The following is a 26,250-nucleotide window of genomic DNA, read 5'->3' as shown; positions in this document are numbered from 1 at the left end:
GCGTGTTTGCCATGCTGAGAGAGTCAAAACAAATTAAGGTTTACTCTCATGCTTAACACTCAATTAAAATCACAAAAACTACTCGCGGGTCTTGTTGGCGCAGGACTAAGCTTAATGTCACTGAATTTATCAGCTAAATCTTTGGGGCCAGAAATTAGTCAGTTACTGACCCAAGCAACAGAACAAGATGTGTTCGAAGTTATTGTTACGTTTGAAGGTAATAAAGCGGTCGACTCTGAACTGATGAGCATCATTCAGTCGGCAGGTGTGTTAGGCGGTGTGAGTTTAAAAAGCCTGCCTATGGTCGGTATTACGGCAACTAAAGCTCAAATCGAGGCTATCTACGCATCAGACAAAGTTCGTTCAATTTGGTACAACGCGCCACTATCACTAGAAAATGATGGTTCAACTCAAATTACTGGTGTTGACCGATTACGTGCCGATAGCTCTTTACGACATAAAGGCATGCCGTATTCTGGTCGCGGCATTGGTGTTGTCGTTAATGATTCAGGGGTGGATGGAACGCATGGCGACATCAAATACCCTAACCACGTAGTACAAAACGTGCTGGCACAAACAAACTTAAACTCGTTGTCGAGTGTATTACCCATTACTTACCAAGAAGACGTTGATAACACTGATATTGCGGGCGGTCATGGTTCACATGTAGCGGGCATTATTGGTGGTAATGGTGCAATGTCGAGTGGTAAGTATCAAGGGGTCGCGCCGGGTGCAAAAATTATCGGTTATGGGTCGGGTGCGGGCTTATTTATTCTAGATACACTGGGTGGTTTTGATTACGCTTTAACACATCAATTCGATTATAACATTCGTGTTATTTCAAACTCGTTTGGTAATACAAGCGACACAGGCACAGATTTTAACCCAGATGATCCAACAAATATCGCAACCAAAAAGCTGGCAGACAATGGGGTAATTGTTGTTTTCTCAGCGGGTAACTCAGGAAGCGGTGAAGGTACGATTACAGGCAACTTCAAAAAAGCACCTTGGGTTATTACTGTGGCAGCCGGTGATAAAACCGGTAATTTGGCCAGCTTTAGTTCTCGCGGTGTGAAAGGTAAAGGTGGCGTTGTTAGCATTAATGGTGAACAGCTCGAATGGCAAGATAGACCAACAATTACGGCGCCAGGTGTTGATGTTATTTCAGCAAGAGCTTCACTTTCAAGCTTGAGCACCTTGAGTCTAGCTGATGATAGTGAAATTATGGATATTAATCATGTGCCGTATTACACATCAATGAGCGGCACCTCAATGGCTGCACCACATATTTCAGGTATTGTCGCGCTGATGTTAGAGGCGAATCCAAACCTGACATGGCGTGAAGTGAAAACCATTTTGCAAGAAACCGCGACAAATATGCCCGGACTTGAAGATTGGGAAGTTGGGGCAGGTTATGCAAATGCTTATGCCGCAGTACAGTCAGTCGTTGATCAACAACGCACGTTTGGTACCACGACTAAACTTAACCGTAACTTTAATGCTCAAGCGCAAACATCAGTGCAGGCTGAGTACAATGACACCGTTGATTTTAGCCCCGTGGGTGATAATTCAGGCACCCTTATTAATGTTAGCCCAGATGCGTCAATGTTGATGGTGAGTGCCAATGTTTCTGACAACACCATTGGGTTGTCACTCACCAGTCCTTCGGGTAAACGTTATGGCTCGAGTATTGCGTTGCCAGTACTGGGCCAAAATATTGCTGTAACAGCCCCTGCAGAAGCCGGCGAATGGGTGCTAAAAGCCAGTGGTATTGGTGGTTTGTCTGGGGTAGATGTTGACCCCCTCGGTGTAACCAATGGTTATGCTGTGCCAGGCTCGATTCCTGTTAAAGTAAAAATAGTTAAAACAGATGGTTACACTGGACTTGATGATGTAGCCGCTGATCACCCTGCAAAAGCGTTTATTGAAATGGCAGTGAGTGAGCAGTTAGTCGATGCAACAGAGAATGGATTTAAACCCGATGACTTTTTACTTCGCCAAGAATTAGCCGACTTTTTAACACTCGGTGCAGGAGTGAGACAATCAAACAAAGCGACACAAGTAAGCTATACCGATGTTGATGCTTCGTATAGCGCAGCAATTAATGCAGTAACACAAAAAGGGGCTGCGCTTCGTAATACAGCACAAGATCAAGCGCCTGTAATGTTGACTGATACAACGATGTTTTCACCAACAGAGCAGGTGAGTCGAAGTGAACTTGCTTACTCGCTCGTGCAATCATTAGCACTGCAAGAAACAGCAGCTACGTTTAGCGGAGATATTACAGTGGTTTACAACGATGAGCGATATGCACTGGAAGATCAACATACCATTCCTGACCACCTTAAAGGGTATGTACAGCTGGCGCTAGACCTTGGCATTTTGAATGCGTACTTTGATGTACACCAAGGCCGCTTCGACTTAGAGCCAAAAGTAACCGTACACTTCAATGGTGATGAATCGGTAACGCGTGCTGACTACGCTGTAGCTGCAACACGTTTTTACAATAATTAGCCTCCCTTCACCGATGCTAATACCACTTTATTCCCCTGTAGAGTGGTTTTTAAACAAAAGACCCAGCAACAGCTGGGTCTTTCTTATTTTAAAATAACAACAGAATTATTCTATGTTTTGGATCTGAATGTTGGATGGTTTTTTATTTTGATTAAAAATCAATTGTTTGTGTTTTTTATTTGGCTTTTAATGTAAGTTTGGTAACCGCTATGGTAACCACTTTGTGTGAGAGTAAACATAATTACTCTGATGATATATATGAACATTTAACTTGTACTGATTATTATAGCATCCAAAATTAACTATTCAGAAGTACAGTGTAAGTATTGCACTTTCATCCAGTGATAACCCTTGTTTGCTTAGATGTTTCAATTTGAACAAATATACAAATATCTTGAAATTATACTTTTAAGCTTTATAATTACGCGTAACAACACCCCTCCCGCTACCCGTAAGCTCAGCGCCCTGCGAGGGGTTAATTATTTCTAAAGCATGATAAAAGGAATTTAACCTTCATGCAGTTCTCTAAAGCCCCCATAACGTTTGAAAAGCAAGTTGAGCTTCTAGAAAAGCGCGGTTTAGTAATTAATGATAAAGAATCAGCTGCCTTTTACCTTAGCCATATCAATTATTATAGGCTAGGCACTTATTGGTGGGCTTTTATTGAAGATCATCAAAATCATACTTTCAAGTCTGGTACTACATTTGAACAAGTTTTGAATCTGTATGCTTTTGATAGAGAGTTGAGATTGTTACTACTTGATGCCATTGAGCGAATAGAAGTTTCTCTGCGAACTCAATGGGCATACCATTTAGCAAAAAAGCATGGCTCACATGCACATCTAGAGCCAGCTGCCTTTATAACTAAGTTTAATCACGAAGACTTCGTCAGTAATATTTGTGCTGAAATTCAAAGAACGTCAGATACCAATATAAAAAAGCAAAACAGTAAATATGAAGAGCAAACACCCGCAATTTGGATTGTTGCTGAAGTAATGAGCTTCGGTTGGCTTTCAAGAAGCTATGATGCTATAGCGCGCCGAGCACTGAAAAATGATATTGCAGATTCATATAAAGTAAAGGAAACAATACTTTCATCTTTTTTACACCACATTACTACGGTTCGTAACATCTGTGCCCATCACTGTCGTTTATACAATCGAGATTTTACGTTCACTATGAAGCTGCCAAAAAATGGCGACAGTGTTTTACTTAGTAGTTTCAGTGATACAACTAAACAGCTATACAACACACTAGTTATGTGTGCTTACTTCATGGATTTAATTAGTCCTAATCACCACTGGAAACAAAAGTTAGCCAGCTTAATTGATACTTATGATATCGACGTATCCGAAATGGGCTTTCCTGAGGACTGGAAAGGTTTGCCAATCTGGAATAGCGTTAAATAACTAGGCTCTAATTAGGCTACAACTAGCTGTAATATCGCTTTATTTAGTTTTTATTTTGCACAGTAATAATTTTCTTTGGTAGTATCGATTGATACACATAGGGATTAGCTAGGCTGTTGAGATGGGAAGCGATTTTAGTAACTTTGATTTTTTAAAACACCATGACGAATTACTACTTCGTTTAGCTCAAACGGCTGAACGTTGTTTTGCACCAGATCCAAATACAACCCTAGTTAAAATGCGCCAGTTAGGTGAAGCCTTGGCTCAAAATGTCGCTGCGCGAGTTGGTGTTGATTTTGGTCAAGATGTTAAGCAAGTGGATTTATTAAGAGAGCTTGATTACACCCTAAAGCTCGATGAACGAATTAAAGATGCCTTCCATGTTATTCGCAAATTAGGTAACACCGCTAACCACGATTTTACCTCAAGTAGCCACCGAGATGCTTTAAAGTCTATGCAGTTAGGCCACGCTTTATCTGTGTGGTATCACAAGCTGTATGGCGGCAAAGCAGCAAAGGGGTTTGTATTTACTCCATTCGTTAAACCTCAAGATCCATCTATAGAAGTTAGAGAGCTTGAAGAGAAGCTACATGAACTTGAAGTTGAACGTCAAAGGTCATCTGAACGTCTAAAAATTGCAGAGCAGTTAAAGCAAATCGAAGCTGAAAAAGCCGCTGCCGAGCGAAAGCGTTCTGAGCAAATGCTTACAGATAGCCAAACGTGGGAACAAATAGCCACTGAGCAAGAAGCATTGCTAGCTGAGTATAGAGATAAAATGGTTAAAGCCAATATCATGTATATGGCTCAGTTTAATGCTAAAGATAAACAAGCACAGCAGCAAGAAATCCAGCGAGTTGAAAAGTCAGCGTTTCAGCTAAATGAAAGTGAAACGCGTGTACTTATTGATGAGCAGTTAGCTGAGGCTGGTTGGCTGGTGGATAGCTTAAACCTAAAGTATTCAAAAGGCACAAGGCCAGTTGTAAACGAGAATAGGGCCATTGCAGAGTGGCCAACTAAATCAGGGCCTGCGGATTATATTTTATTTATGGGCCTTACACCTGTTGCTGTTGTAGAGGCTAAAAAGTCAGCTAAAAATGTTTACGGTGCAATCGACCAAGCAAAACGCTATGCCAGAGACTTAGAACCTAACCCATCATTCGAGTTAGATGCTATATGGGGCGATTTTAAAGTGCCTCTCACATTTGCGACTAATGGGCGACCTTATTTAAAGCAATTAGAGCAAGAAAGCGGTATTTGGTTTTTAGATGTGCGAGATAACGCTCATAGACGTAAAGCACTTAAAGGCTGGTATTCACCACACGAAATAAAAGGCTATTTAAAGCAAACCACCCAGCAAGCAGAACAAAAGCTTGATGCGATGGACTTTGATTACGATCTTAAATTAAGAGACTATCAAGTTGATGCCATTGAAGCAGTAGAGCAAACAATTAAAGAAGGAAAAGACCGCGCGTTGGTTGCTATGGCAACAGGTACTGGTAAAACAAAAACATGTATTGCCCTAGTTTATAGATTGCTTAAAGCAGAGCGCTTTCGCCGCGTGTTATTTTTAGTTGACCGCTCAGCATTAGGCGAACAAGCTGCAACTGACTTTAAAGAAGTGAGAATGGAGCAACTCCAAACATTTGCCGATACCTTCGAGCTTATGGAGCTGGGTAATAAAAAGCCAGATAACGGAACCAAAGTGCATGTGGCAACGGTGCAAGGTTTAGTTAAGCGTATTTTATACCCGAGCGATAACGATACCAAGCCCGGCGTAGGTCAGTACGATTGTATAGTAGTGGATGAATGCCACCGTGGTTACCTGCTTGATAGAGAGCTCAGCGATACAGAGTTATTATTTAGAGACCAAAAAGACTACCAATCTAAATATCGCTCAGTCATTGATTACTTTGATGCATTTAAAATAGGCCTTACAGCAACGCCTGCGCTACATACAGTAGACATATTTGGTGAACCCGTATTTAGTTATAGCTATACAGAGGCAGTACTTGACGGGCATTTGAATGATCATTTACCGCCTGTACGTATCAATACCAAACTTTCTGAGATGGGTATTCATTATAAAATTAATGAAGAAGTTAAAGTGTATGATGCTGAAAATAGTGATATAAAAACATTTAACACCCCTGATGAACTCGATTTTGAAGTAGCAGAATTTAACCGTAAAGTAATAGCCCCAAATTTCACTAAAACAGTCACAAAATGGCTTATCGAAAGCGATTCTATCGACCCATACTCAGAGGCTAAAACATTAGTATTTTGTGTAACAGATAAACACGCAGACGAAGTGGTCGAAGCTTTTAAACAGGCATGTGAAGATTACCACGGTGAAGTTGAAGACGATGCCATTCAAAAAATTACAGGCGCTACAGATAAGCCGCTTGATAAAATCCGCTCGTTTAAAAACGATCGCCTACCTAATATAGCCGTAACGGTAGACTTATTAACCACAGGTGTAGATGTGCCAAAAATATGTAATTTGGTATTCTTACGCCGTGTAAATAGCCGTATTTTATTTGAACAAATGCTTGGCCGCGCTACACGTTTATGCCCCGAAATAAGTAAAGGCCCGTTTAAAATTTATGATGCGGTAGATATCTACAAGCAGTTAGAAAAAGTAAACAGCATGAAGCCTGTTGTCACTAATGTAGATATTACCTTTAGTGAACTAGAGCAAGAAATGGCACACAGCGAAAGTGAAGATTTAAAAGCATTAGCCAAAAATCAGTTTATCGCTAAATTACAAGTTAAGCGCCGCCACTTAACACCTGAACAAAGTGATAAATTTGAAACCATAACAGGGCAATCACCACAGCAATTCATCAAAGACTTAAAAGCGCAGCCTGCTGAGCAAGTAGCTAAATGGTTTACCGAGCACCCCGGTTTAGGTGAAATTCTTGATAGTAAAGTTCAAGCTGCAGCTGGTGGCACTAAACCTGTGTATATATCTGATCACCAAGATGAGTTTACCAACATTACTACGGGCTATGGTGATGGGCAAAAGCCCGATGATTATTTACGCGCCTTTAACGACTTTGTAAATGCCAATAGCAACCGTTTGCTCGCTATTAAAACAGTTGTGCAAGCACCATGGGAATTAACTCGCCAAAATCTAAAAGAACTCGCTTTAGTGCTTGAACAAAACCACTTTAGAGAACAAGATCTACAAGTGGCGTGGAGCGAAGTTAAAAACGAAGATATTGCCGCACGTATTATCGGGTTTATTAGGCAAGCGGCTATAGGCGAAGCACTTATTCCGTTTGAACAACGTGTTGATAACGCACTAGCTAAAATATTAGCCAGCCAAAGTTGGAAAACACCACAAATACAATGGTTAAATACTATAGCCAAACAAATGAAGGCCACCACCATTGTAGATGAAGCCGCGCTCGACCAAGGTATTTTTAAACACCAAGGCGGTATAAAGCGCGCTAATAAATTATTTGAACAACCCATTGCTGAAGTACTGCACATGTTTAATCAAACACTGTGGCAAACCACGAATCAATCAGCCTAGTGTTAGGCTGTTCACTTAAGCAATCACTCTTTTAGCAGTATTAACTTAATTAGGTAAAAACATGAGCACTCAAGACTTAGTCGCAAAACTATGGAATTTATGTAACTTACTTCGAGATGATGGTGTTACATACCATGAATATATTAATGAGCTCACGTATTTAGTGTTTCTTAAAATGGTTGACGAAACAGGCACAGATAACAATATTCCTGAAGGTTACCGCTGGGCCGACTTAGAGCATTACGACAGTGCAACACGATTAGAAGAGTATAAAAAATTACTGATCCACTTAGGCTCGCACGGCACCACAATAACTAAAGCCATTTATGCTAATGCCAGTACAGTAATACGTAAGCCTGTCACACTTAATAAGCTAGTAAGCGAAATTGATAAGCTTGATTGGTACAGCGCCAAAACCGAAGGCCTTGGCGATATGTACGAAGGCTTGCTAGAGATTAACGCAGGCGAGAAAAAGTCAGGCGCAGGGCAATACTTTACGCCTCGCGTGCTTATTAACGCCATGGTCGAGCTGATGAAACCAAACCTTGACGACGTTATTGTTGACCCAACAGCCGGTACTGGCGGCTTTTTAATTAGCGCCCATCATTATTTAAAACAACATAATGATATAGAAGCCCTAGAGCCTGACGCATACGATAAATACCAGCATAAAACCTTTTATGGTATGGAGCTAGTACCTGACACTCGTCGCCTAGCAATGATGAACTTAATGCTACACGACCTCGCGGTAGACGATGATAGTTCAGGCATTTTATATGGTGATACCCTATCAAACGAAGGTAAAGCACTGCCACCAGCAAGCCTTATTTTAGCTAACCCACCATTTGGTACAAAACAAGGAGGCGGCGTACCAACCCGTGACGATTTAATCACTTACACTAGTAACAAGCAGCTGGCCTTTTTGCACCTAATGTATTTGCGTATGCTTAAACCGGGCGGCCGTGCAGCCGTTATATTGCCCGACAATGTACTATTTGAAGGTTCCACAGGACAAACAATACGTAAAGACTTAATGGAAAAGTGTAATTTACACACCATTTTACGCCTACCAACAGGGATTTTTTACGCGGCAGGCGTAAAAACTAATGTATTGTTTTTCTCAAAACCAACCGATGTAAAACAAGATAAAGGCCAAACCAAAAATGTGTGGGTGTACGACATGCGTTCCAACATGCCGCAGTTTGGTAAACGCACAGTATTAACCAAAGCGCATTTTGATGAATTCTATCAAGCAGTTGGTAGCGACTTAACACAAGTAGATGAAGCTGCGCGCCACTCGTTTATTAAAAACCATCAACACGGTAGTGAAATTGGTAATATTGATACTTGCCGCCTACGTTGTTTTAGCCGAGAAGAAATTGCTAAAAAAAATGACGTTCTCGATTTAGCGTGGATTAGAGATGACAAAACTGAGGATAGTACGAACCTGCCGGAGCCTGATGTATTAATTAACGAAGCTTTAGAAGAAATGGCTGGTGCAATGCATGAATTGCAAGCTATTTTAGTTGAGCTTGGCTCTGCTGAAGAATCAGACGAGGTCGTATTGTGAACGAGTTACCTAAAGGATGGTTAAGAACTGAGATTTCTAATGTAGCTACAGTTGTTGCAGGAGGAACACCAAAAGCTAGTGATAATTCAAATTTTGCAGAACCAGGAGAGGGGGTAGCCTGGTTAACGCCTGCAGACTTAAGTAAATATAATAAAAAAACAATTTCTCGCGGGGCTAGAGATTTAAGTTTGAAAGGGCTCAAATCTAGTTCAGCTAAATTAATGCCCAAAGGAACTATTTTATTTAGTAGTAGAGCTCCTATTGGTTATTGTGTAATCGCAGAGAACGAAATTGCAACGAATCAGGGGTTTAAAAATTTTGTTTTATCTGAAAGTGTGGATTCTTCCTATGCATATTACTACTTAAAAAGCATTAAGCATGTTGCAGAAGGAATGGGAACAGGTACTACATTTAAGGAGCTTTCTGGGACCGTAGCTAAAACTTTACCTTTTTTGCTAGCTCCACTAACTGAGCAAGTTCGTATAGCTAATAAACTCGATTCAATCTTAGCTAAAGTAAATAAAGCCCAATCACGACTCGATAAAATTCCATCAATCTTAAAACGCTTTCGACAATCAGTTTTTGCAGCAGCTACATCGGGTGAATTAACCAGAGAATGGCGCGAAGATGATGGTCATCAATGGCGAACAGTTCAACTAAAAGATGTAGGCAAGGGTTTTAATTATGGTTCGTCGGCAAAGTCAAAACCAGAAGGTGATGTGCCTGTACTAAGAATGGGGAATCTACAAGGTGGAAAACTTGATTGGAGTAATTTAGTTTTTACTTCAGATGAAGCCGAAATAGAAAAATACCTGCTGGAAACAGGAGATATACTTTTTAACCGCACTAATAGTCCTGAGCTAGTAGGTAAAACATCTATTTATCGAGGTGAGCAGAAGGCTATTTATGCTGGGTATTTGATTCGAGTGAAAGGCAGTGAGCAACTAAATACAGAGTTTTTAAATATTCAATTAAATAGCCCTCATGCCCGTGATTACTGTTGGCAGGTAAAAACCGATGGTGTAAGCCAATCAAATATTAATGCAAAAAAGCTACAAGCTTATGAGTTTGATTTACCGCCTATGAGTGAGCAGCTTGAAATAGTTAGAAGAGTAAATGAGCTTTTCTCGCGCGCAGATTTATTTGAACGTCAATACTTAGATGCTCGTAAGGCCTTTAATCGATTAACACAGTCAATACTGGCTAAAGCATTTCGTGGTGAGTTAGTTGCGCAAGATCCAAACGATGAACCAGCAAGCGAACTTTTAGAAAATATAAAAAAACAACGGCTAGAAATCCCAAAGCAGGTTAGAAAAAAGCAAATAGCTGCAAAAAAAGAAGCCCCTCAAGTAAAAAATGTTGTATCAACTCCAGTAAAAGAAAAAATACAACCTGAAAGTGAGGTGTTGTCTATTTTAAAAAATGCGAGTGACAATTTAAGCGCGCAACAAATCATTGAACAACTATCGGGAAGTTCTTTTGAGCAAGTTGATATGCTGTTTACTGATATTAAAAAGTTGCTTGATTCTAAGCTGATAACAAAGATAGGTAGTGGTGAGCGTTGCACTTTTAAGGTAGTAAAAAAATGAAATTAGATTACCTAACAATTCGCTCGGGTTTTAAAAATATAACTAATCTCACAGTCGATTTTGATGAAGATCAACTTTTAACAGTATTGGTCGGACGAAATGGTTCTGGTAAGTCAAATATTATAGAAGCATTAGTAAAAATTTTTCGTGCACTTGATCTTGGTGATGTAGCACCTTTTAGCTATGAGTTAGTCTATTCGTTAGGGGGGGATAGTAAAACTTGGGTCAACGTTGATGCATCACCTTCTTATGGGCAGACCCCCATTTCACAGCACTTAATTAATGTGACTAAAAAAACTAAAGCACATGATATGCCTATGTGGAATAAAGAGTCTCTATCCAAGGTAAAGCGAGATAAAGAGGGGAAATCCCCGTATTTACCTAAGCACCTTTTTGCTTACTATTCAGGACCTAGTGATAGACTCGAGAGCTTATTTGTCAAACACAGGACTGATTTTTATTATCGGCTGCTTAAAAATAAAGTAAAAATAGAGGATGAAATTAGGCCTCTATTTTATGCTAAGCCTTACCATAGCCAGTTTGCATTGCTTGCTTTCTTTTTGAGTGGTCAGAGTGATACTGGACGAAAGTTCCTAGAGTCGCAGTTAGGAATAAAACAATTCCATTCAGTGCATTTTGTTTTTAGGAAACCCTCTTGGGAAAGAGATAAAAAAGATATTTTCTGGGGAGCTGATGGTGGTGTTAGGGAGTTCCTGAAGAGGGTTCTTCCAAATACTTTTGGGGCGGTATCTGCTACCCGTAAAGAAACGACATCATTAACCGGAACTGGAGTTAATAACGATTTTGTACATCTGTATCTACCAGATTTAGCCTCATTGAACACTACTGCTAAAGGTTTAGGCCCTAAAAACTTTTTTAAAATGCTTGAAAGCACTCTTTTATCAGAATTAATTTCCAGTGTTCATGTGAAGGTTGTCCTTAGTAATGATGAAATAGTTAGTTTTAGTGAGCTCAGTGAAGGAGAGCAACAACTTCTAACTGTATTTGGTTTACTGCAGTTTACGGCAGAGTCAGACTCTTTATTTTTATTAGATGAACCTGATACCCATCTCAACCCAGCGTGGGCTGCCAAATACCATGCGTTTTTAAATCGCTTCATTCCAAATCAAAAGCATTGCCATATTGTTATGGTAACACATCATCCACTAGCAATTGCTGAATTAAACCGTGATCAAGTGCAAGTATTAAATCGTAGATCGAATGGATTAGCCTATGCTGAAAAGCCCGCTGAAAGCCCTATAGGAATGGGTGTTAATGGTATATTGACCAGTGATATGTTTGGCATGGCAACTACACTTGATAAGTATACGAGTAAAGTTATTGAAGACCGTCGGAAAATCTTAGAAAAAGACTTTTTGGACGAAGAGGATAATTTTAACCTAAGAAAGCTCAATAGCTCCTTGGATCGTTTGGGTTATGGTTATACGCACCCAGATGAAGATTATCGACAGTTTTTAATTGAGCGAAAAAAAGTATTGGATCAGATGGAGTGCAATGATCTGGATACTACAGAGGTTCGTTTACAACTTGTAAAAAGAATCCTTAAAGAGAGAGGGTACTCTTTTTGAGATATATAGACCCAGCTTTTATTCCTGTATGCAAACCTGTTGATTGGGATAGAAAAAGTAATATCTGGCGAGGTCGAGTTCAGGCGGCTGCAGATAAATCAGCCGAACTAAAAAAAATAAAGAATCCTTGGCGACTTTTTAAAGATAATTTCTCAAACATGTATGGAGATAAGTGTTGGTACACAGAAGGGCAGAGGATAGGAACGACGATTGATGTTGATCATTTTAGGCCTAAAAATGCAGTAAAAAATATTTCAGGTCAGCTAGTATCACGAAATAATGCAGCAGGCGCATTAGAGTATGCTAGTTACTGGTGGTTAGCTTATGAGCCTCTAAACTACCGTTATTCCTGTATTTTTAGCAATAGAGCCAATGGTGAAGGGGGAAAACAAGAGTATTTTCCTTTAGAGAGCGAAGCTACTCGTGCGTGGACTCCAACTTGTGATTATTCATTAGAAGATAATCTCTTTTTGGACCCTTGTGATGTAAATGATGTACAGTTAATTGCTTTTGATTTGAATGAAGGGAGAGCTACTCCTCGTTATACAGAAGAGCAGAATATAACAGCATTTAAACGTTTCGAGTTTAGTAAAAAATATTACAATCTAAATGAGAAATCTATTATTGATGCTCGTATGAAAGTAATCACTGAACTTAAAAAAGATTTAAACATTTTAGAGTGTACATGGGATCTTGATCATGGAAGTAAAGTGATAATGTCACAACCAATTGTTGACGCTAAATTAGGTATTATCGATAAGTGTAATAGAAAGTCACCTTTTTCTGCAGCGGCAGTTTCTTTAGTAAAGACAAAGTTAGCTGAGCCATGGTTGCAATCAGTAATACCAAATTTAGATTTGACTCCATAAGGAAATAAGATGCCGAGGTATTGTGGAAACAGAAATTCAGAACACCTATTAAAAAATATAAAAGAGTTTAAGCAAAACTGTTTAATTGAAGGTAAATCTCTATTAACAGATTCTGTTATTTGGACAAGTGAATATTGTGAAGAGTTAATCAAATATTTTGTAGATAATCCAGATGCAGGTGAAGGGGACTTTTTTACAAAGCTTGAAACTCAGCTAACAGAGACATCGATTAACGCCAAAGTACTTATCGCTGAAATGCTTTGGTTAATGTTTTTATGCCCAAGTAATACAGGTACAGCATCAAAGCGCGGGAGTGTCGAGCGTGTATTTGCTTGGAGTGGCTACAAAATAGACGAAGCCACAAAAGAGCGTTATTTATCTGACAATGCGCTTACAGGTGTTGGTAGCTCAGGTACGGCCTACAATACAATGCGTTGGCGCGAGTTAGTGTATTTAATTCGTTTTACAGAGTCGTTTTTAAAGCTGGATACACCTGAAAAAAAAGAACTATTAAATAACCACATTAAATTTGCCCAGTGGTTAGAACAAGTTCCTGATAATGAAAACCGCCAACTCCGTCATATGCTGTTGTTTTTATTCTTCCCTGATTTTAATGAACGCATATTTGGTAATACCGATAGATGCTCAATACTAGTCACTCTAGCTGGCCTTACTAAACCCCAATACAACAAAATGAAGTGCAGTGAAAGAGATGCTGCGCTTTTAAAGCTGCGTAAAAAATTTGAACAAGAGTTTGGTACAACAGAGCTCGATTACTATATTGAGCCGTTAAAAAGTAAATGGAAGAATACAGAATTAAACACTGTTACAAATGTGCAAGAACCTAAAGAGGGCTACACAGTGGAAAAAACAATTAATAATACCACCAGCAGTTTAAACCAAATACTTTATGGGCCACCGGGCACAGGTAAAACTTACAACACAATAAATAAAGCGCTTGAAATAGTCGATCCTGACTTTTTAGCTCAACACAAAAATGACCGTACTAAAATTAAAGCTCGTTTTGATGAGCTTATGGAGAAAAACCGCATAGGCTTTGTTACGTTTCATCAGAGCTTTAGCTATGAAGACTTTGTTGAGGGGTTAAAAGCCAATAGTAACGAAGCCCACCAGATAAGCTATGAAATTGAAGATGGTATTTTTAAGCGGATGTGTGATGCTGGTAATGCTCATACAGTTATATCTCAGCAAAAGCGCCCCGTAGATATAACAGGACGTAAAGTTTGGAAAATGTCTTTAGGTGATACGTTGAGTGATGATGCTTACATATATCAGCAATGTATTGATAATAATTATGTTTTATTAGGCTATGGCGGCAATATTGACTTTAGCTCTTCAAAAGACAGGAAGTCGGTTGTAAGTACATATAATACTTACGGTATTAATATAGAAAATGAAAGTAACGATTACAGAGTTACTTCTGTTCATAACTTTAAGAATGTCATGGCGATTGGTGATCTGATTATTGTATCGGATGGTAACCGTAAGTTTAGAGCGATAGCAGAAATTATAGGCGGTTATGAATATGATCCTTCAGCAATTGATGATGAAAGTTACTCTCAAAAACGGGAAGTGATTTGGCATCGAGTTTATGAGCCTTCGTTACCTGTTGATGAGTTATTTACTAAGAATTTATCTCAGATGACTTTGTATAGATTACGAGAGCCTGTGCTTATAAGAGACAAACTTAAAGAGCTACTTTCTGATGATGATTTAAATAGTGACTCAATTCCTTCGCTGTCAGTGGGATCTAAAGTTTCAACTTATGTGGTTGAAGGTATAACAAGCGAGATTATTAGCTTGAGAAAGCCCAATGGCGCTCTGCTTCCAATGCCGCGAGTTATTATTGACGAACTTGTGCATTTGGTTAAACAAGGAAAAACTACTATCAGCGATATCCGTTCTAAAAAAGTGTTCGACTGGAACACTAGTACTGAAATGGAAAAATATATTGTTAACGGATATCCAAATGTACTTGCACCACTAGTTGAAGCAATTGTAAATCATGGTATTAAAAATAAAGCGTTTAATAACTCCGAAAAACGAGTGTTGATTATTGATGAAATTAACCGAGGTAATATCTCTAATATTTTTGGTGAATTGATTACATTAATCGAACCTAGCAAGCGTGCTGGTGGCTCCGAGTCATTATCGGTGAAACTGCCTTATTCAAAAGAGCCTTTATCCGTTCCTTCAAACTTACATATTATTGGCACTATGAATACGGCTGATAAGTCGCTGGCACAGGTTGATATTGCATTACGTCGTCGTTTTGAATTTGTGGAGATGATGCCGAATCATGAATTACTCAATGATGTTGAAGTCGATGGAATTGAAATAGCAAAATTGCTAAAAACCATTAACCAACGAATAGAGCTTTTATATGATCGTGAACATACCATTGGGCATAGCTTCTTTTTACCTTTAAAAGATGAGCCAACAATTGAGCGATTAGCCAAAATATTTAAGCTAGAAATACTTCCTTTACTCGAAGAATACTTTTTTGAGGACTGGGAACGTGTAGGACAAGTGTTAGGTGATCACTTAAAAGCAGATGTAAGCTTGAAATTTACAGAAGAAAAGTTTACTGACACTTCTATTACTAGCCTCATGGGTGCTGAATGGCAGCAGGAGGGAATAATACCTTATAAGCGTAATGTTGCGGCGTTAAACAACCCTGAAGCGTATATGGGTGTTTATGAAGCGCTCTAAGGTTAATGATGTAATTGTTAGAGAGTATGCGCTTTTGACTAATGGTGGTGATGATTGCAGTATTGATTGCCATTCAATTCCCAAGAGCGCTTTTGAGTGGCTGTTAGTTAATGGTGTTAGCCAGAATGAAAAGCGGCGTGAATTAATTAAAGTAAAACGACATGGTAAAGCGGTTGCATTACAAGTTGTGAACTTTGTTGGTGTACTCGAAACCCCCTGCAAAACCCGAATTGAAATTTTACCTAAAATATCTACTCAAGAATGCTGCCCTGATAACTCGCGCAAAATATTAATGAAGATGCTAGCGAGTGTTGAAAAATTAAAATTACAAGAGTTTCAACAGTCGCATTTAGAGGTGTTGAAACAGCCGCTGTATGAGTTGCTAATTGGCCACTTTTTAAATGCAGTATCTAAATTGGTAAAACAAGGTATACGCAATCAATACCAACGAGTAGAGCGAGAAGCGACTTATTTAAAGGGTCAGTTGCTAGTAGCAAAACAACTTCGGCAACGTCCAGGGCGTAATCATCACTTTCATGTTTCTCACGATGTGTTCACATCTAATAGAGCTGAGAACAGGTTAATACACTCATCCTTAAAGTTAGTTTTAAAGTGGTCAAGATCTAGCGCGAATCAGCGTTTAGCGAGAGAGCTATTATTTGTATTCAATGAGATTGATGAATCAAAAAATATATTGAACGACTTTAAAATCTGGAAGACTGACCGCAGTATTGCGCACTATCGGCCACTTAAACAATGGTGTGAGCTAATTCTTAGTTATAAATCACCCATAGCCATGCTCGGAAATCACAAAGGGATTTCGTTTTTATTTCCAATGGAAAAATTATTTGAGCGTTATGTGGCTAATCAACTATCTAAACAACTACCATCAGCTTTTCGTTTGAGAGAGCAACCCTCTACTTTCGGTTTGGTTGAGCATAAAGGTGATGAATGGTTTAGGTTAGAGCCTGATATTGTTATCTACGATAAAATCAAAGTAGTGACTGTGATAGATACAAAATGGAAGCGTTTAAATGAGTCACTGGGAAATGCTACTGATAAATATAATTTAAACCAATCTGACATTTACCAGTTATTCTCATATGGTGAAAAATACCTGCAGGGCAATGGTGAGCTTTATTTGGTTTATCCTAAGTATGATGGTTTCAATTCACCTTTAGATGACTTCCATTTTCATAAAAACTTAAAGCTTAGAGTTGTGCCATATGACTTAGAGAGTGATAGTTGTTCTATTAATTTTACTCGCTGTAGTTTTGAAAATGTTACCGCTGCTAGCATTCAAATATAAATTTTTATAAAAAATTGAAATTTACACTCTTTCCCCCCCATCTCAACCTCAATTTAGTTTGGCATTATTCTCCCCGTTGTTAGGAGCACCTAACAATAAACTTTACTTTTTGGAGATATAAAATGACAAAGAAAGAAACCCCAATGACTACCGATGCTTTGGCCCGTATTCAAAGAAATGAAGCTAAGCAAAATGGTGGCGGTGTTGATTCTAATGGTTTTGCTGCTCGTGCAGCTAGAGCAGCAAACAAAAACCAACAAGGGAGAAAATAACATGGCTAAACATGATGATGACAATCGTTCACAGCAGCTAAACCCTGAGCATGACGCTTATTGGCAAAGCCGAGGTGAAGATGAGCGCCCTGATGATTGGGAAGAGCGCCTAGACGATTAATTGCAAAAGCAAAGGCCATCTAATTTGAAGTTAGATGGCCGAATTTTCGCGTTCTGAATAGTATTTAAAGTAAGCAGGATATTGCCCAATAACCTCATTGAAAATAGGAATGACTTTTTCGCTGTAAGTTTGTTCAAAGCATTCTTGTATTTTTGTATCTATCCCACGGCTAATCCTGAAGTATACGAGTAATGCTGAAGAATCTAAATCACATAAATTCGCGCAAATTGCACTGACAAACCTTTCTAACTTTAGAAAGGAAGGTAAGTTCTTCCCGTTACGCCAATCTTTTAGTTGTTTGTATTGTCTATCTTTCAGGGGCTCGCAACTTTCAGAGTCATTTAATTGAGAGTTTTCAATAGGTATAAAGCTTGCCAGCTGTCTCCAGCTAATTGGTTTAATTTTCGATGATATAAATTTTTTTAGCTCTATAAGTACAGCATCGAAACAGCCGTTAGCTTCGTCAGATTCAATTAATGTATTAAGTACTTTAGTAAAGAAACTTGAATATTGTTTATCTTTATAGGTTTCATCTAATCTCTCGTAGTAGGATTGAAGACCTATTTCATAGTTGGCAATTGCAGATAAGTAGAAATCAAATGTTAAATAATAAGATGCTCCTGCAATAGTTAATGCTTCATCGAATGTATAATTCTCTCTTCTTTTATCGGACTTAAAAAACTCATCTAGAACTTCGAGCTGTTTGGATGGCACTAAACTATGTGCCTGCCAGTGTGTTTTTTGTAATAGCCAAATATCCTTAGGATCATTCTTATCAATAATTTCTGATTTTGCCTTTCTATGAATTTCACTCATTAGTAAGTAGTCAGTATTAGAACGTTCTTCAAGCCAGTCCATTAATACGTTTAATTCATTATCGTTTTTATTAGCCCTAAGGCTGAATTTATAACTATCAACACACGAATAGAAATGGCTTGCATTTGAGCCAACGACTACAGCTTTATAATTTTTCTTGAGAAGTTTGGGGTTAAAAATGTGGACAATACTAGGTGACAAGGACATAAACCAATTTTCAATTTTTTTGAAGGTAGGCTTCCCTATGCCTTTAGTTGATAAAGTCGAAATAGAACTTTTACTTACTGGTAGTTCAGCTTCATAAAATGACTGAGCATAATCAATAATACCTCGAAAGTTATTTGGGAAATGTAATAAATAAGCTACTTCATCAAAAGATGGGAGGTAAGCACTTTTAAAGTTGATTTTTTTAAAAACATATTTGTTACCTTCATTAGGTTTGAGCATATTAGTCCTTTACTTCGCCCTGAAAGATAACTTCAGAGCTTTACTCATTTAGTATAAATATTCAATAAACTATGCGATGAATTGAAACCGTCAACGGTTGACGGTTTCTATAGATGCTTAATATTAAGCATTTATGTGCATACCTAACCAAGCATTATCTAACAGAAAACAGATACCTCAAATAAGTGTAGTAAGCTTTCTACAGATGCATGAAAACCCTGAGTTGCGTAAACCGTCAACGGTTGACGGAACTTATGGCTGTTTAATATTTGGTTCCAAATGGCACCTAAAATTAGTCTAGCAGGGGGTCTATTAACGTTTGAAAGTTGGCAAAAAATAAAGCCGTCAACCGTTGACGGAATTTATGAAAGCATTAAATTTAGTTTTTTATGACATGAAAATGTGCTGGCAGGTTTTCTAAAATGTAAGAAAATTCAGCTCTTACTGAGTCGCAATTGAAACCGTCAACGGTTGACGGAACTTATGGCAGTTTAATATTTGGTTTCAAATGACACCTAAAATTAGTCTAGCAGGGGGTCTATTAACGTTTGAAAGCTGGCAAAAAGTAAAGCCGTCAACCGTTGACGGAATTTATGAAAGCTTTAAATTTAGTTTTTTTATGACATAAAACTGTGCTGGCTGGTTTTCTAAAATGTAAGAAAATTCAGCTCTTACTGAGTCGCTATTAAAACCGTCAACGGTTGACGGTTTTTAGAAGCTAAATTTAAACCCTTTTTTTACATGAACAAATTTCCTTTCAGCTTCGCTCATAGGCTGGTGGAAATAAGGCCCGTTAGTAGTAATTGTGTATTTATGGGAAGATAGATGTTTTGAATCATCATTCTTGTAATAAGAATCAAGTGCTGATTGAACAATAATGAAACCATCTGCGCCGTAGAATTCTAAAATACGATATTTAAAACTCTCCAAAGCTACTCTGGATTCTTCTATTAGCTTATTGAAATCATCTAAATTAATCACCTCGTGATTTACAAGTTCACACAGTTCAATAAAACTTTGCTGTGATTGTGCTAATAAATTCTCGTCAATTTCTTTAGTGAGGTACCAAGTATATCCATCTTTTAAAGCGTTAGTTTTAATAGCTAACTTGCCTTCAATTGTTTTAGCCCCTGTAGAGCGTCCGCCATGAAGTTTGCATCTACCATTTCGTTTGTTGCCTTTACGCTTGCAAGGTGAGCCACTACGAGTTTTCGCACCGCACAAAGGAAGGTTTTCAAGGTTATATCTAGTCATATTTGTTACCTAGCTAAAGTGATCGGTTTCGGTATAAATCTTCGGTTCATAGGGTTTGTTTTCCCCGCAGTCGTTTGTTGTTGCTAAAGTATACGGTGTGTGTGCTTTACCTAGGGGGAAATCATTTAATTTCAATTTGTTAGCCTTTTCTGTTAGTGGTGTAGTGGGACTGTGATCAGCTAAAAAGCTATGTAAGTGATCGCTTTTAATGGCATTGACTCTATGAAACTCACTATTTTTGCTGCAAAGTGATCGCTCTTTTGATATCAAAATTCTTCGGTTCATGGGCTTTTGATAACAAAGGTGATCACTTTTATCTTGAGTTTTATGTGAAGGATTTAACCCACCAGCCACATCTTTGATGGCTCTCATTTGTTTAGTATTTTTTTGGTAAGTTAATGCTGGGTTGACTAATAGTGAGTCGTTTGAATTACTTTCAAATTGAGGTTTTGAATAGGCTAGTTTGCTATAAATAAACTTACGCGCCCTACAATTAGATTCTTTCGTATCTAATTTAGTGAAGTAACTTAACCTGTACATAGCTGGCTCAATTGAGTGTTTGTTACCTCTATAAATCATATAAAATGGATTCTCGACATATGAGGCTATCCCTAACTGCTGTTCTTCCCAATCTTTTTTGATGTTAGCTGTTATTGAGGAGCTATGATGAGCTTTATGACCACTTAATAAAAAAGCTAGGTGGTAGTGTTGTTTTTCAGAGCTGTTACGTTCTCTTGTTGCAACATAAGTAACTTGGCATTTATACGCTTTAGTAAGCTGCGTTTTTTGTTCCTTAATAAACTTTAAAAACTTGGAATTATCAGCTGAGTACTTATTAGGTTTTAAGTCTATTCTAATAACAATGACTTTTGAGTAATGTGACAGCATTTTTTCTACTAATTGAAATAAGTTGTTTAAAGCGGTGTTATTTTGTTTTTTACTTTTTGGCTTATAAACTTTGTAGCTATGATTTTTGTATTGAAAGTTATATGAGTTATTTTTTGTTATTGAAAAGGACATATTCAACCGTTCTTTCTATATTATTTAATATCCGCGACTGTTCAGGCAGATGAGAGCGATACTTTTTCAGCTATAACAATTACTTTAAAGGTCTTGATAGCGCCAAATGCCTGTGTTTTTTAGATCAATTTGTAGCAAAGTGCGTCATTAGGTGGCAAAAAAAAGCAGGCTGCTAACCTGCTTTATGAGCTCGTTCTGAAATCCATCTATCTATATCGTGAAAATGCCATAAAGAGCGACCATTAATGATTTTTGCTGGTGGCGGAAAGTTACCTGACTTTATCCACCTTCCAAGAGTAGAGCGGCTTACATTGAGTAATCTTTGCAACTCTGGCTTTTTTATTAGACGCGCATTATCTATATACATAGCAATATCAGGTAGCTTCTTATCGCTCATTGATGCTGCGCTCCATATTTATTACTTCGCGAGATTTTACAAAGTCTAAGAGCTCACTTAATAACCAACAAACTCTATCGCTATCGGCATGAAGCTTTCTTCTTTTTGGAAACAGACCTTTTTTTTCTAAAGCCCAAGCGCTAGTTCGAGATACAGACGTTATTTTAGCTCTCTCTGCTTCTCTGACTAAGCGGTCAATAAATTGTGTTGGTGGTGTAATTAGTTGGTTCATAGAGGTTTCCCCTGTTCACTTTTATTCGATGGGGAAATATTATTTGTTTGGATGGGGCTTAATTACCCCCATAGATTGATATGGGGTAATTAAACTTTGTAATACTATGATTTAAAATGAATTTTATTTTTGAAATTATTATTTACCCATTCTTTTACTTCATGAATAGAGGGTGAAGAACTAGACTTTCGACCTTTCTTAGCAGGATAGCCATATGCATCATTAATATATTCTTTTATTACTTTGTGTGAAGGAGGGGATATAGTATTTGCAATGAATAGAGCCTCTACTGCTTCTGCTAAACTTGATCTACTACATTGAGACATATGTTTGTTCTGTTTTATTTGGCTGACTATTAGTTTTGTAAGTTCGATGAACGGTTGATACTTTTTAGGTGAAGAACTACCAGCTTTAATGCGATCTTTACTGGTTTTTTCTGTGGCTCTTAAGGCATATAAATGCTCTATAAAATCATTGTGCTCTTGTACTCGTGAGCCAAGCGTAAACATTTCGTGCATTAGTTTATTAAGCCAAAATTTGTAGTCTTCGTTAGACTTATCAGGAAGTACCCTTAGAATGTCTTCCACCAGCATCGCCTTACGTTTAATTGACTCTTTTTCCAATAACATAATATCTTGGCCAAACTCACTTTTTGGTAAGTTATTAATCGAAGATATTATTAAACCTGGCTTCTCAATACCTACAGGTGAAGGGCTCTCCTCTAAGTTAGCATAATTAACATCACTCTCATCAATCTCTCCGAGCTCTTGAGCACGTACTAAAAATGGCTGCGATTGAATTTTTAAACCTTCACGCGGTGTGCAGTTTGGAAATAATTTAAATTTATTCACTGAGATTGATTCCTTTAGGTGTCATTGAAATCTTAGCTCTTGGCAGTATTTGATTTGCCATTATACTTACAAGCTTCCTTCTCTCATCTAAATAATCATATCTGTTGTAAATGCCTGCAACACCACGAATAGTATGATTTAGATAGCGTGTTACATCATTTCCTTCATAACCAAGTTCAGCGAGTAAACTACGACAAGTTCGTCTTAAATCATGGATAGTAAAGTGTTTAATACCTTTAGGTTCAAGCAGATTAGGGTAAGATTTTTTACTTATACTTTTACCAAACATTTTTGCTAAGGCATGATTTAAAGTGTTTTCGCACATATGGCCTTTTTTACTAACTTTTCTTGCAGGGAAGACATACTCAGAGCCACACGATTTTACTTTTAACTCCTCAAATACAGATATAAGTTCGTCAGCAATAGGAATTTGAATATGTACCTTTTTCTTATTTCTTTTACCTAAATTCCAAACCTTTTCTTTAAAATCAAACTCCTCCCATTTTGCTTGGGTTAGCTCGGTTTTACGGTTACCGAATATTAGGAGCAATACCATTGCTAAATAGTTATCTCTGGTAAAAACACTCGGATTCTCTCTTAGTACATCAAATGTAGTTTCAATTTCTTGTAGGCTTAGAGCTCTATCACGGCTTTTACTTGGTCCACCTGCATCAGACTCATTAAATGGGGCTGCTGGATTTTTTTGAGTTAAATCCAGCTTTATCGCATGGTCGAAAAGTTTCTTACAAAGAAGTAGTGATTTATTGGATATAGATGGGCGCCCATCTTCATTTACTTTAGTAATAATGGATCTGATATCTCTTGCGTTAACATCATCTATTTTTAATTTCCCTATTGTAGGCTTAATATTTTGATTAAATATCCTCAAAGGAATTTTGGGGTTATCTAACTTTTGAAGCTTTATTGAATAGAAATCATCGAATAGATCATTAATAGTGATAATATCTGATTCGCTTTGACGTGCTCTTTCAGCAAGGGGGTCTATACCGCTTTTAATTTTCTGTTTTATTAATGCGGCTTCGATTCGCGCATCAGATAATGATTTATCTGGGAAGTTGCTACCTTTAAGAGTCATAAAGTGTCGCTTGTTATTAATCGTGTATCGAAGTTCCCAAGCTCCGCTTTTCTTATCTTTGTTGGGCTTTATATACAATCCATCACTAACACTAAACCTAAGCGTTGAACTATTTTTTATTTTTTCTTTGATTTCTTTTACATTCATAGAGTTACATAAAAATGGCTACCAAGAGTTTTAAATAGTGGTTACCTAGTGGTTTGGTAACCACTTTGGTAACCACTTGGACACGGACAATAGGTAACTATTATGGACGGTAAAAAACAAAAAACCTAGCAAAAGCTAGGTTTTTTAGTGGCTTATAAACGGGTTTAAACAAGGTGAAACTTTATTCTATGTTTTGGATCTGTTCGCGCATTTGTTCAATTAACACTTTAAGTTCGACAGCTGCGTTTGTGATGTCGCTGTTAATTGACTTAGACGCAAGCGTATTCGCTTCGCGGTTAAACTCTTGCATCATAAAGTCTAAACGACGACCGCAAGCGCCACCTTTCGTTAAGATTTTTTTAGTTTCTTTAACATGCGATTTTAAGCGGTCTAGTTCTTCGGCCACATCTTGTTTTTGAGCAAGGTAAATAAGTTCTTGCTCAAGACGTGATTCGTCGATATCCGTTTTTAACTCTTCTAGTTTTTGATTTAGTTTGTCGCGTTGCCATTTAGCTATTTCTGGTAAGTGGCTCTCAACAATGACTACTTGCTCTAAAATTGCATCTAAACGGGTTGCAATCATTTCGTGAAGGTTAGCGCCTTCATCGCCTCGTGCTTGTTTAAAGTCTTCGATTACTTCATCAAAGCCTGCGATCAGTGCAGTATTCACACTATCCATGTCTAACTCTTCAGCTTCCATCACACCTGGCCAACGTAAAATATCAACAGGGTTGATGTCGCCATTGCTTTGTTGCTGCACCCATTGCGCGCTTTTAATAAGCTGCTCAGCCAGAGATTCATTAATTGTTAGCTCACCAACATGTGCTGGGTTTGCTGCAAATTTTAGGAAAACTTCTACTTTTCCGCGCTGTAGGTGTTTGCGTAAACGTTCACGGATAACAGGTTCCATCCCACGAAATTGCTCTGGTGCGCGGATAAAAGTTTCAAGGTAACGTTGGTTAACTGAACGAATTTCCCAAGTGCCAGTGCCCCATTCGCCTTTAATTTCGCGACGCGCATAAGCTGTCATGCTGTGGATCATGGATGATTTCCTAGTGTTATTTATTTACAAATTTGGTTGATTATACCGTATCAGCCTTTAACCTCTAGCGGAAATTTTTTCAGCTGCATATTTCACATTCATTTAATTATGTAAATCAACATGGCATCTACACGTATATATACTTATAATGTGGCAAATTCAGATTTAAGGGGATCGTTAATGCGTCCAAGCGAAAGAACACCTAACCAAATTAGACCGGTTACATTTACACGTAATTACACTATGCATGCTGAAGGTTCAGTATTAGTAGAGTTCGGAAATACGAAAGTATTGTGTACTGCAACTGTTGAAGCAGGTGTACCACGCTTTATGAAAGGCCAAGGTAAAGGTTGGGTTACGGCTGAATACGGTATGTTGCCACGTTCAACACATACCCGTAATGGTCGCGAAGCAGCTCGCGGGAAGCAAGGCGGTCGTACAATGGAAATTCAACGCTTAATCGCACGCGCATTACGTGCTGCGGTTGATTTAAAAGCGTTAGGCGAAAACACCATTACAATTGATTGTGACGTAATTCAAGCTGATGGCGGAACTCGTACTGCATCAATCAGCGGCGCATGTGTTGCGCTTGTTGATGCGCTGACGTACATGCGCAGCAAAGGCATGATCAACTCTAATCCACTTAAACATATGATTGCAGCTATTTCTGTGGGTGTATATAAAGGTCAACCAATTACAGACCTTGAATACCTAGAAGACTCTGAAGCAGAAACCGATATGAATGTTATTTTGACTGAAACCGGCAAAATCATCGAAATCCAAGGGACTGCCGAGGGTGAACCTTTCTCGTTTGATGAATTAGATGAGCTACTTTCACTGGCTAAGCATTCTATCCGTGAAATTATCGATGCTCAAAAGCAAGCTTTAGCATAATTTAGAAGTAGGTTAATTTAGTAATGAAAGATTATCAAAAAGAGTTTATTGAATTCGCACTTGAAAAGCAGGTGCTTAAATTTGGTGAGTTTACTTTAAAGTCAGGCCGTACTAGCCCTTACTTCTTTAATGCAGGTTTGTTTAACACCGGTCGTGATCTTGCTCGCTTGGGACGTTTTTATGCTGCGGCACTGGAAGATGCAGGCATCGAATACGATGTTTTATTTGGTCCAGCCTATAAAGGTATTCCAATTGCAACAACTACCGCGGTTGCATTAGCGGATCACCACGATAAAGATGTACCTTATTGCTTTAATCGTAAAGAGAAAAAAGCACACGGTGAAGGGGGCACATTAGTCGGTTCTGAGCTTAAAGGTAAAATCATGTTAGTTGATGACGTGATCACCGCTGGCACAGCCATTCGTGAATCAATGGAAATCATTGCAGATAATGGTGCAGATTTAAGTGGTGTGCTTATTGCTCTAGACCGTCAAGAAAAAGGCAAAGCTGAGCTTTCTGCGATTCAAGAAGTTGAACGTGA

At 38.3% G+C, this 26,250-nt stretch carries 20 protein-coding genes (1 of these 20 running past the window's edge); 12 read left to right on the top strand and 8 right to left on the bottom strand.

Features of this window, described 5'->3' with window-relative positions; genetic code table 11:
• Positions 1–48: 48 nt before the first annotated feature.
• From GZH31_RS13715 to GZH31_RS13670, 10 genes are all read left to right on the top strand, one after another.
• Complete coding sequence (locus GZH31_RS13715) at positions 49–2,514, top strand: S8 family serine peptidase (RefSeq protein ID WP_180311109.1); 2,466 nt, start codon at positions 49–51, stop codon at positions 2,512–2,514.
• A gap of 515 nt (positions 2,515–3,029) precedes the next feature.
• Positions 3,030–3,923, top strand: coding sequence for an Abi family protein (locus GZH31_RS13710; RefSeq protein WP_180311108.1), 894 nt, complete (start codon positions 3,030–3,032; stop codon positions 3,921–3,923).
• 121 nt (positions 3,924–4,044) lie between these two features.
• Positions 4,045–7,461, top strand: a complete 3,417-nt coding sequence (gene hsdR / locus GZH31_RS13705; protein ID WP_180311107.1) for a type I restriction-modification system endonuclease — start codon at positions 4,045–4,047, stop codon at positions 7,459–7,461.
• Between the two features lie 61 nt (positions 7,462–7,522).
• The gene (locus GZH31_RS13700; protein WP_180311106.1) at positions 7,523–9,031 is read left to right on the top strand and encodes an N-6 DNA methylase; all 1,509 of its coding nucleotides are present in this window, start codon (positions 7,523–7,525) and stop codon (positions 9,029–9,031) included.
• Complete coding sequence (locus tag GZH31_RS13695; RefSeq protein ID WP_257473662.1) at positions 9,028–10,620, top strand: restriction endonuclease subunit S; 1,593 nt, start codon at positions 9,028–9,030, stop codon at positions 10,618–10,620. The genes GZH31_RS13700 and GZH31_RS13695 overlap by 4 nt, the downstream gene beginning before the upstream one ends.
• Positions 10,617–12,209, top strand: a complete 1,593-nt coding sequence (locus tag GZH31_RS13690) for an AAA family ATPase (protein WP_180311105.1) — start codon at positions 10,617–10,619, stop codon at positions 12,207–12,209. The genes GZH31_RS13695 and GZH31_RS13690 overlap by 4 nt, the downstream gene beginning before the upstream one ends.
• The gene (locus tag GZH31_RS13685) at positions 12,206–13,078 is read left to right on the top strand and encodes a hypothetical protein (protein ID WP_180311104.1); all 873 of its coding nucleotides are present in this window, start codon (positions 12,206–12,208) and stop codon (positions 13,076–13,078) included. The genes GZH31_RS13690 and GZH31_RS13685 overlap by 4 nt, the downstream gene beginning before the upstream one ends.
• Positions 13,079–13,087: 9 nt before the next feature.
• Positions 13,088–15,811, top strand: coding sequence for an AAA family ATPase (locus GZH31_RS20035; protein WP_180311103.1), 2,724 nt, complete (start codon positions 13,088–13,090; stop codon positions 15,809–15,811).
• Positions 15,798–17,120, top strand: a complete 1,323-nt coding sequence (locus GZH31_RS13675) for an McrC family protein (protein ID WP_180311102.1) — start codon at positions 15,798–15,800, stop codon at positions 17,118–17,120. The genes GZH31_RS20035 and GZH31_RS13675 overlap by 14 nt, the downstream gene beginning before the upstream one ends.
• A 122-nt stretch (positions 17,121–17,242) precedes the next feature.
• Positions 17,243–17,392, top strand: coding sequence for a hypothetical protein (locus GZH31_RS13670; RefSeq protein WP_180311101.1), 150 nt, complete (start codon positions 17,243–17,245; stop codon positions 17,390–17,392).
• Positions 17,393–17,543: 151 nt separating this feature from the next.
• Here the strand turns inward: GZH31_RS13670 and GZH31_RS13665 are convergent, their stop codons facing one another.
• The 8 genes from GZH31_RS13665 to GZH31_RS13630 all read right to left on the bottom strand — a co-directional run bounded on the left by GZH31_RS13665 (position 17,544) and on the right by GZH31_RS13630 (position 24,815).
• Complete coding sequence (locus tag GZH31_RS13665) at positions 17,544–18,776, bottom strand: hypothetical protein (protein ID WP_180311100.1); 1,233 nt, start codon at positions 18,774–18,776, stop codon at positions 17,544–17,546.
• A 711-nt stretch (positions 18,777–19,487) separates the two neighbouring features.
• Positions 19,488–20,030 carry an HGGxSTG domain-containing protein gene (locus GZH31_RS13660; protein WP_180311099.1) on the bottom strand — a complete coding sequence of 181 codons (543 nt, stop codon included), beginning with the start codon at positions 20,028–20,030 and terminating at the stop codon, positions 19,488–19,490.
• 9 nt (positions 20,031–20,039) lie between these two features.
• Entirely contained in the window at positions 20,040–21,050 is a 1,011-nt protein-coding gene (locus GZH31_RS13655; protein ID WP_180311098.1) for an inovirus-type Gp2 protein, read from the bottom strand.
• A 172-nt stretch (positions 21,051–21,222) separates the two neighbouring features.
• Entirely contained in the window at positions 21,223–21,447 is a 225-nt protein-coding gene (locus tag GZH31_RS13650) for an AlpA family transcriptional regulator (protein WP_257473661.1), read from the bottom strand.
• A complete protein-coding gene (locus tag GZH31_RS13645; protein ID WP_180311097.1) occupies positions 21,437–21,679 on the bottom strand; it encodes an AlpA family transcriptional regulator in 243 nt (80 codons plus the stop codon). Before GZH31_RS13645 ends, GZH31_RS13650 begins: the two co-directional genes overlap by 11 nt.
• A gap of 104 nt (positions 21,680–21,783) precedes the next feature.
• Positions 21,784–22,530 carry a hypothetical protein gene (locus tag GZH31_RS13640; protein WP_180311096.1) on the bottom strand — a complete coding sequence of 249 codons (747 nt, stop codon included), beginning with the start codon at positions 22,528–22,530 and terminating at the stop codon, positions 21,784–21,786.
• Positions 22,523–23,773: a site-specific integrase gene (locus tag GZH31_RS13635; RefSeq protein ID WP_180311095.1), complete on the bottom strand. Its 1,251-nt coding sequence runs from the start codon at positions 23,771–23,773 to the stop codon at positions 22,523–22,525. Before GZH31_RS13635 ends, GZH31_RS13640 begins: the two co-directional genes overlap by 8 nt.
• Before the next feature lie 181 nt (positions 23,774–23,954).
• Complete coding sequence (locus tag GZH31_RS13630) at positions 23,955–24,815, bottom strand: YicC/YloC family endoribonuclease (RefSeq protein ID WP_036973004.1); 861 nt, start codon at positions 24,813–24,815, stop codon at positions 23,955–23,957.
• Positions 24,816–24,995: 180 nt separating this feature from the next.
• Here GZH31_RS13630 and rph point away from each other — a divergent pair, with 180 nt between their 5' ends.
• Positions 24,996–25,709 (top strand): ribonuclease PH, encoded by a 714-nt coding sequence (gene rph, locus GZH31_RS13625; protein ID WP_036973003.1) that lies wholly within the window; start codon positions 24,996–24,998, stop codon positions 25,707–25,709.
• Positions 25,710–25,732: 23 nt separating this feature from the next.
• On the top strand, positions 25,733–26,250 hold the 5' portion of the coding sequence (gene pyrE, locus GZH31_RS13620; RefSeq protein ID WP_036973002.1) for an orotate phosphoribosyltransferase. The gene runs 127 nt beyond the window's last position; 518 of the gene's 645 nt are visible here — the first part of the coding sequence; the start codon lies at positions 25,733–25,735; its stop codon lies beyond the right edge, outside the window.

Source organism: Pseudoalteromonas sp. JSTW (assembly GCF_013423925.1).
In the GTDB taxonomy this organism is placed as follows: Bacteria; Pseudomonadota; Gammaproteobacteria; order Enterobacterales; family Alteromonadaceae; genus Pseudoalteromonas; species Pseudoalteromonas lipolytica.
Note: the sequence above shows the minus strand (reverse complement) of the source record. Positions and strands in the feature narration are given on the sequence as shown.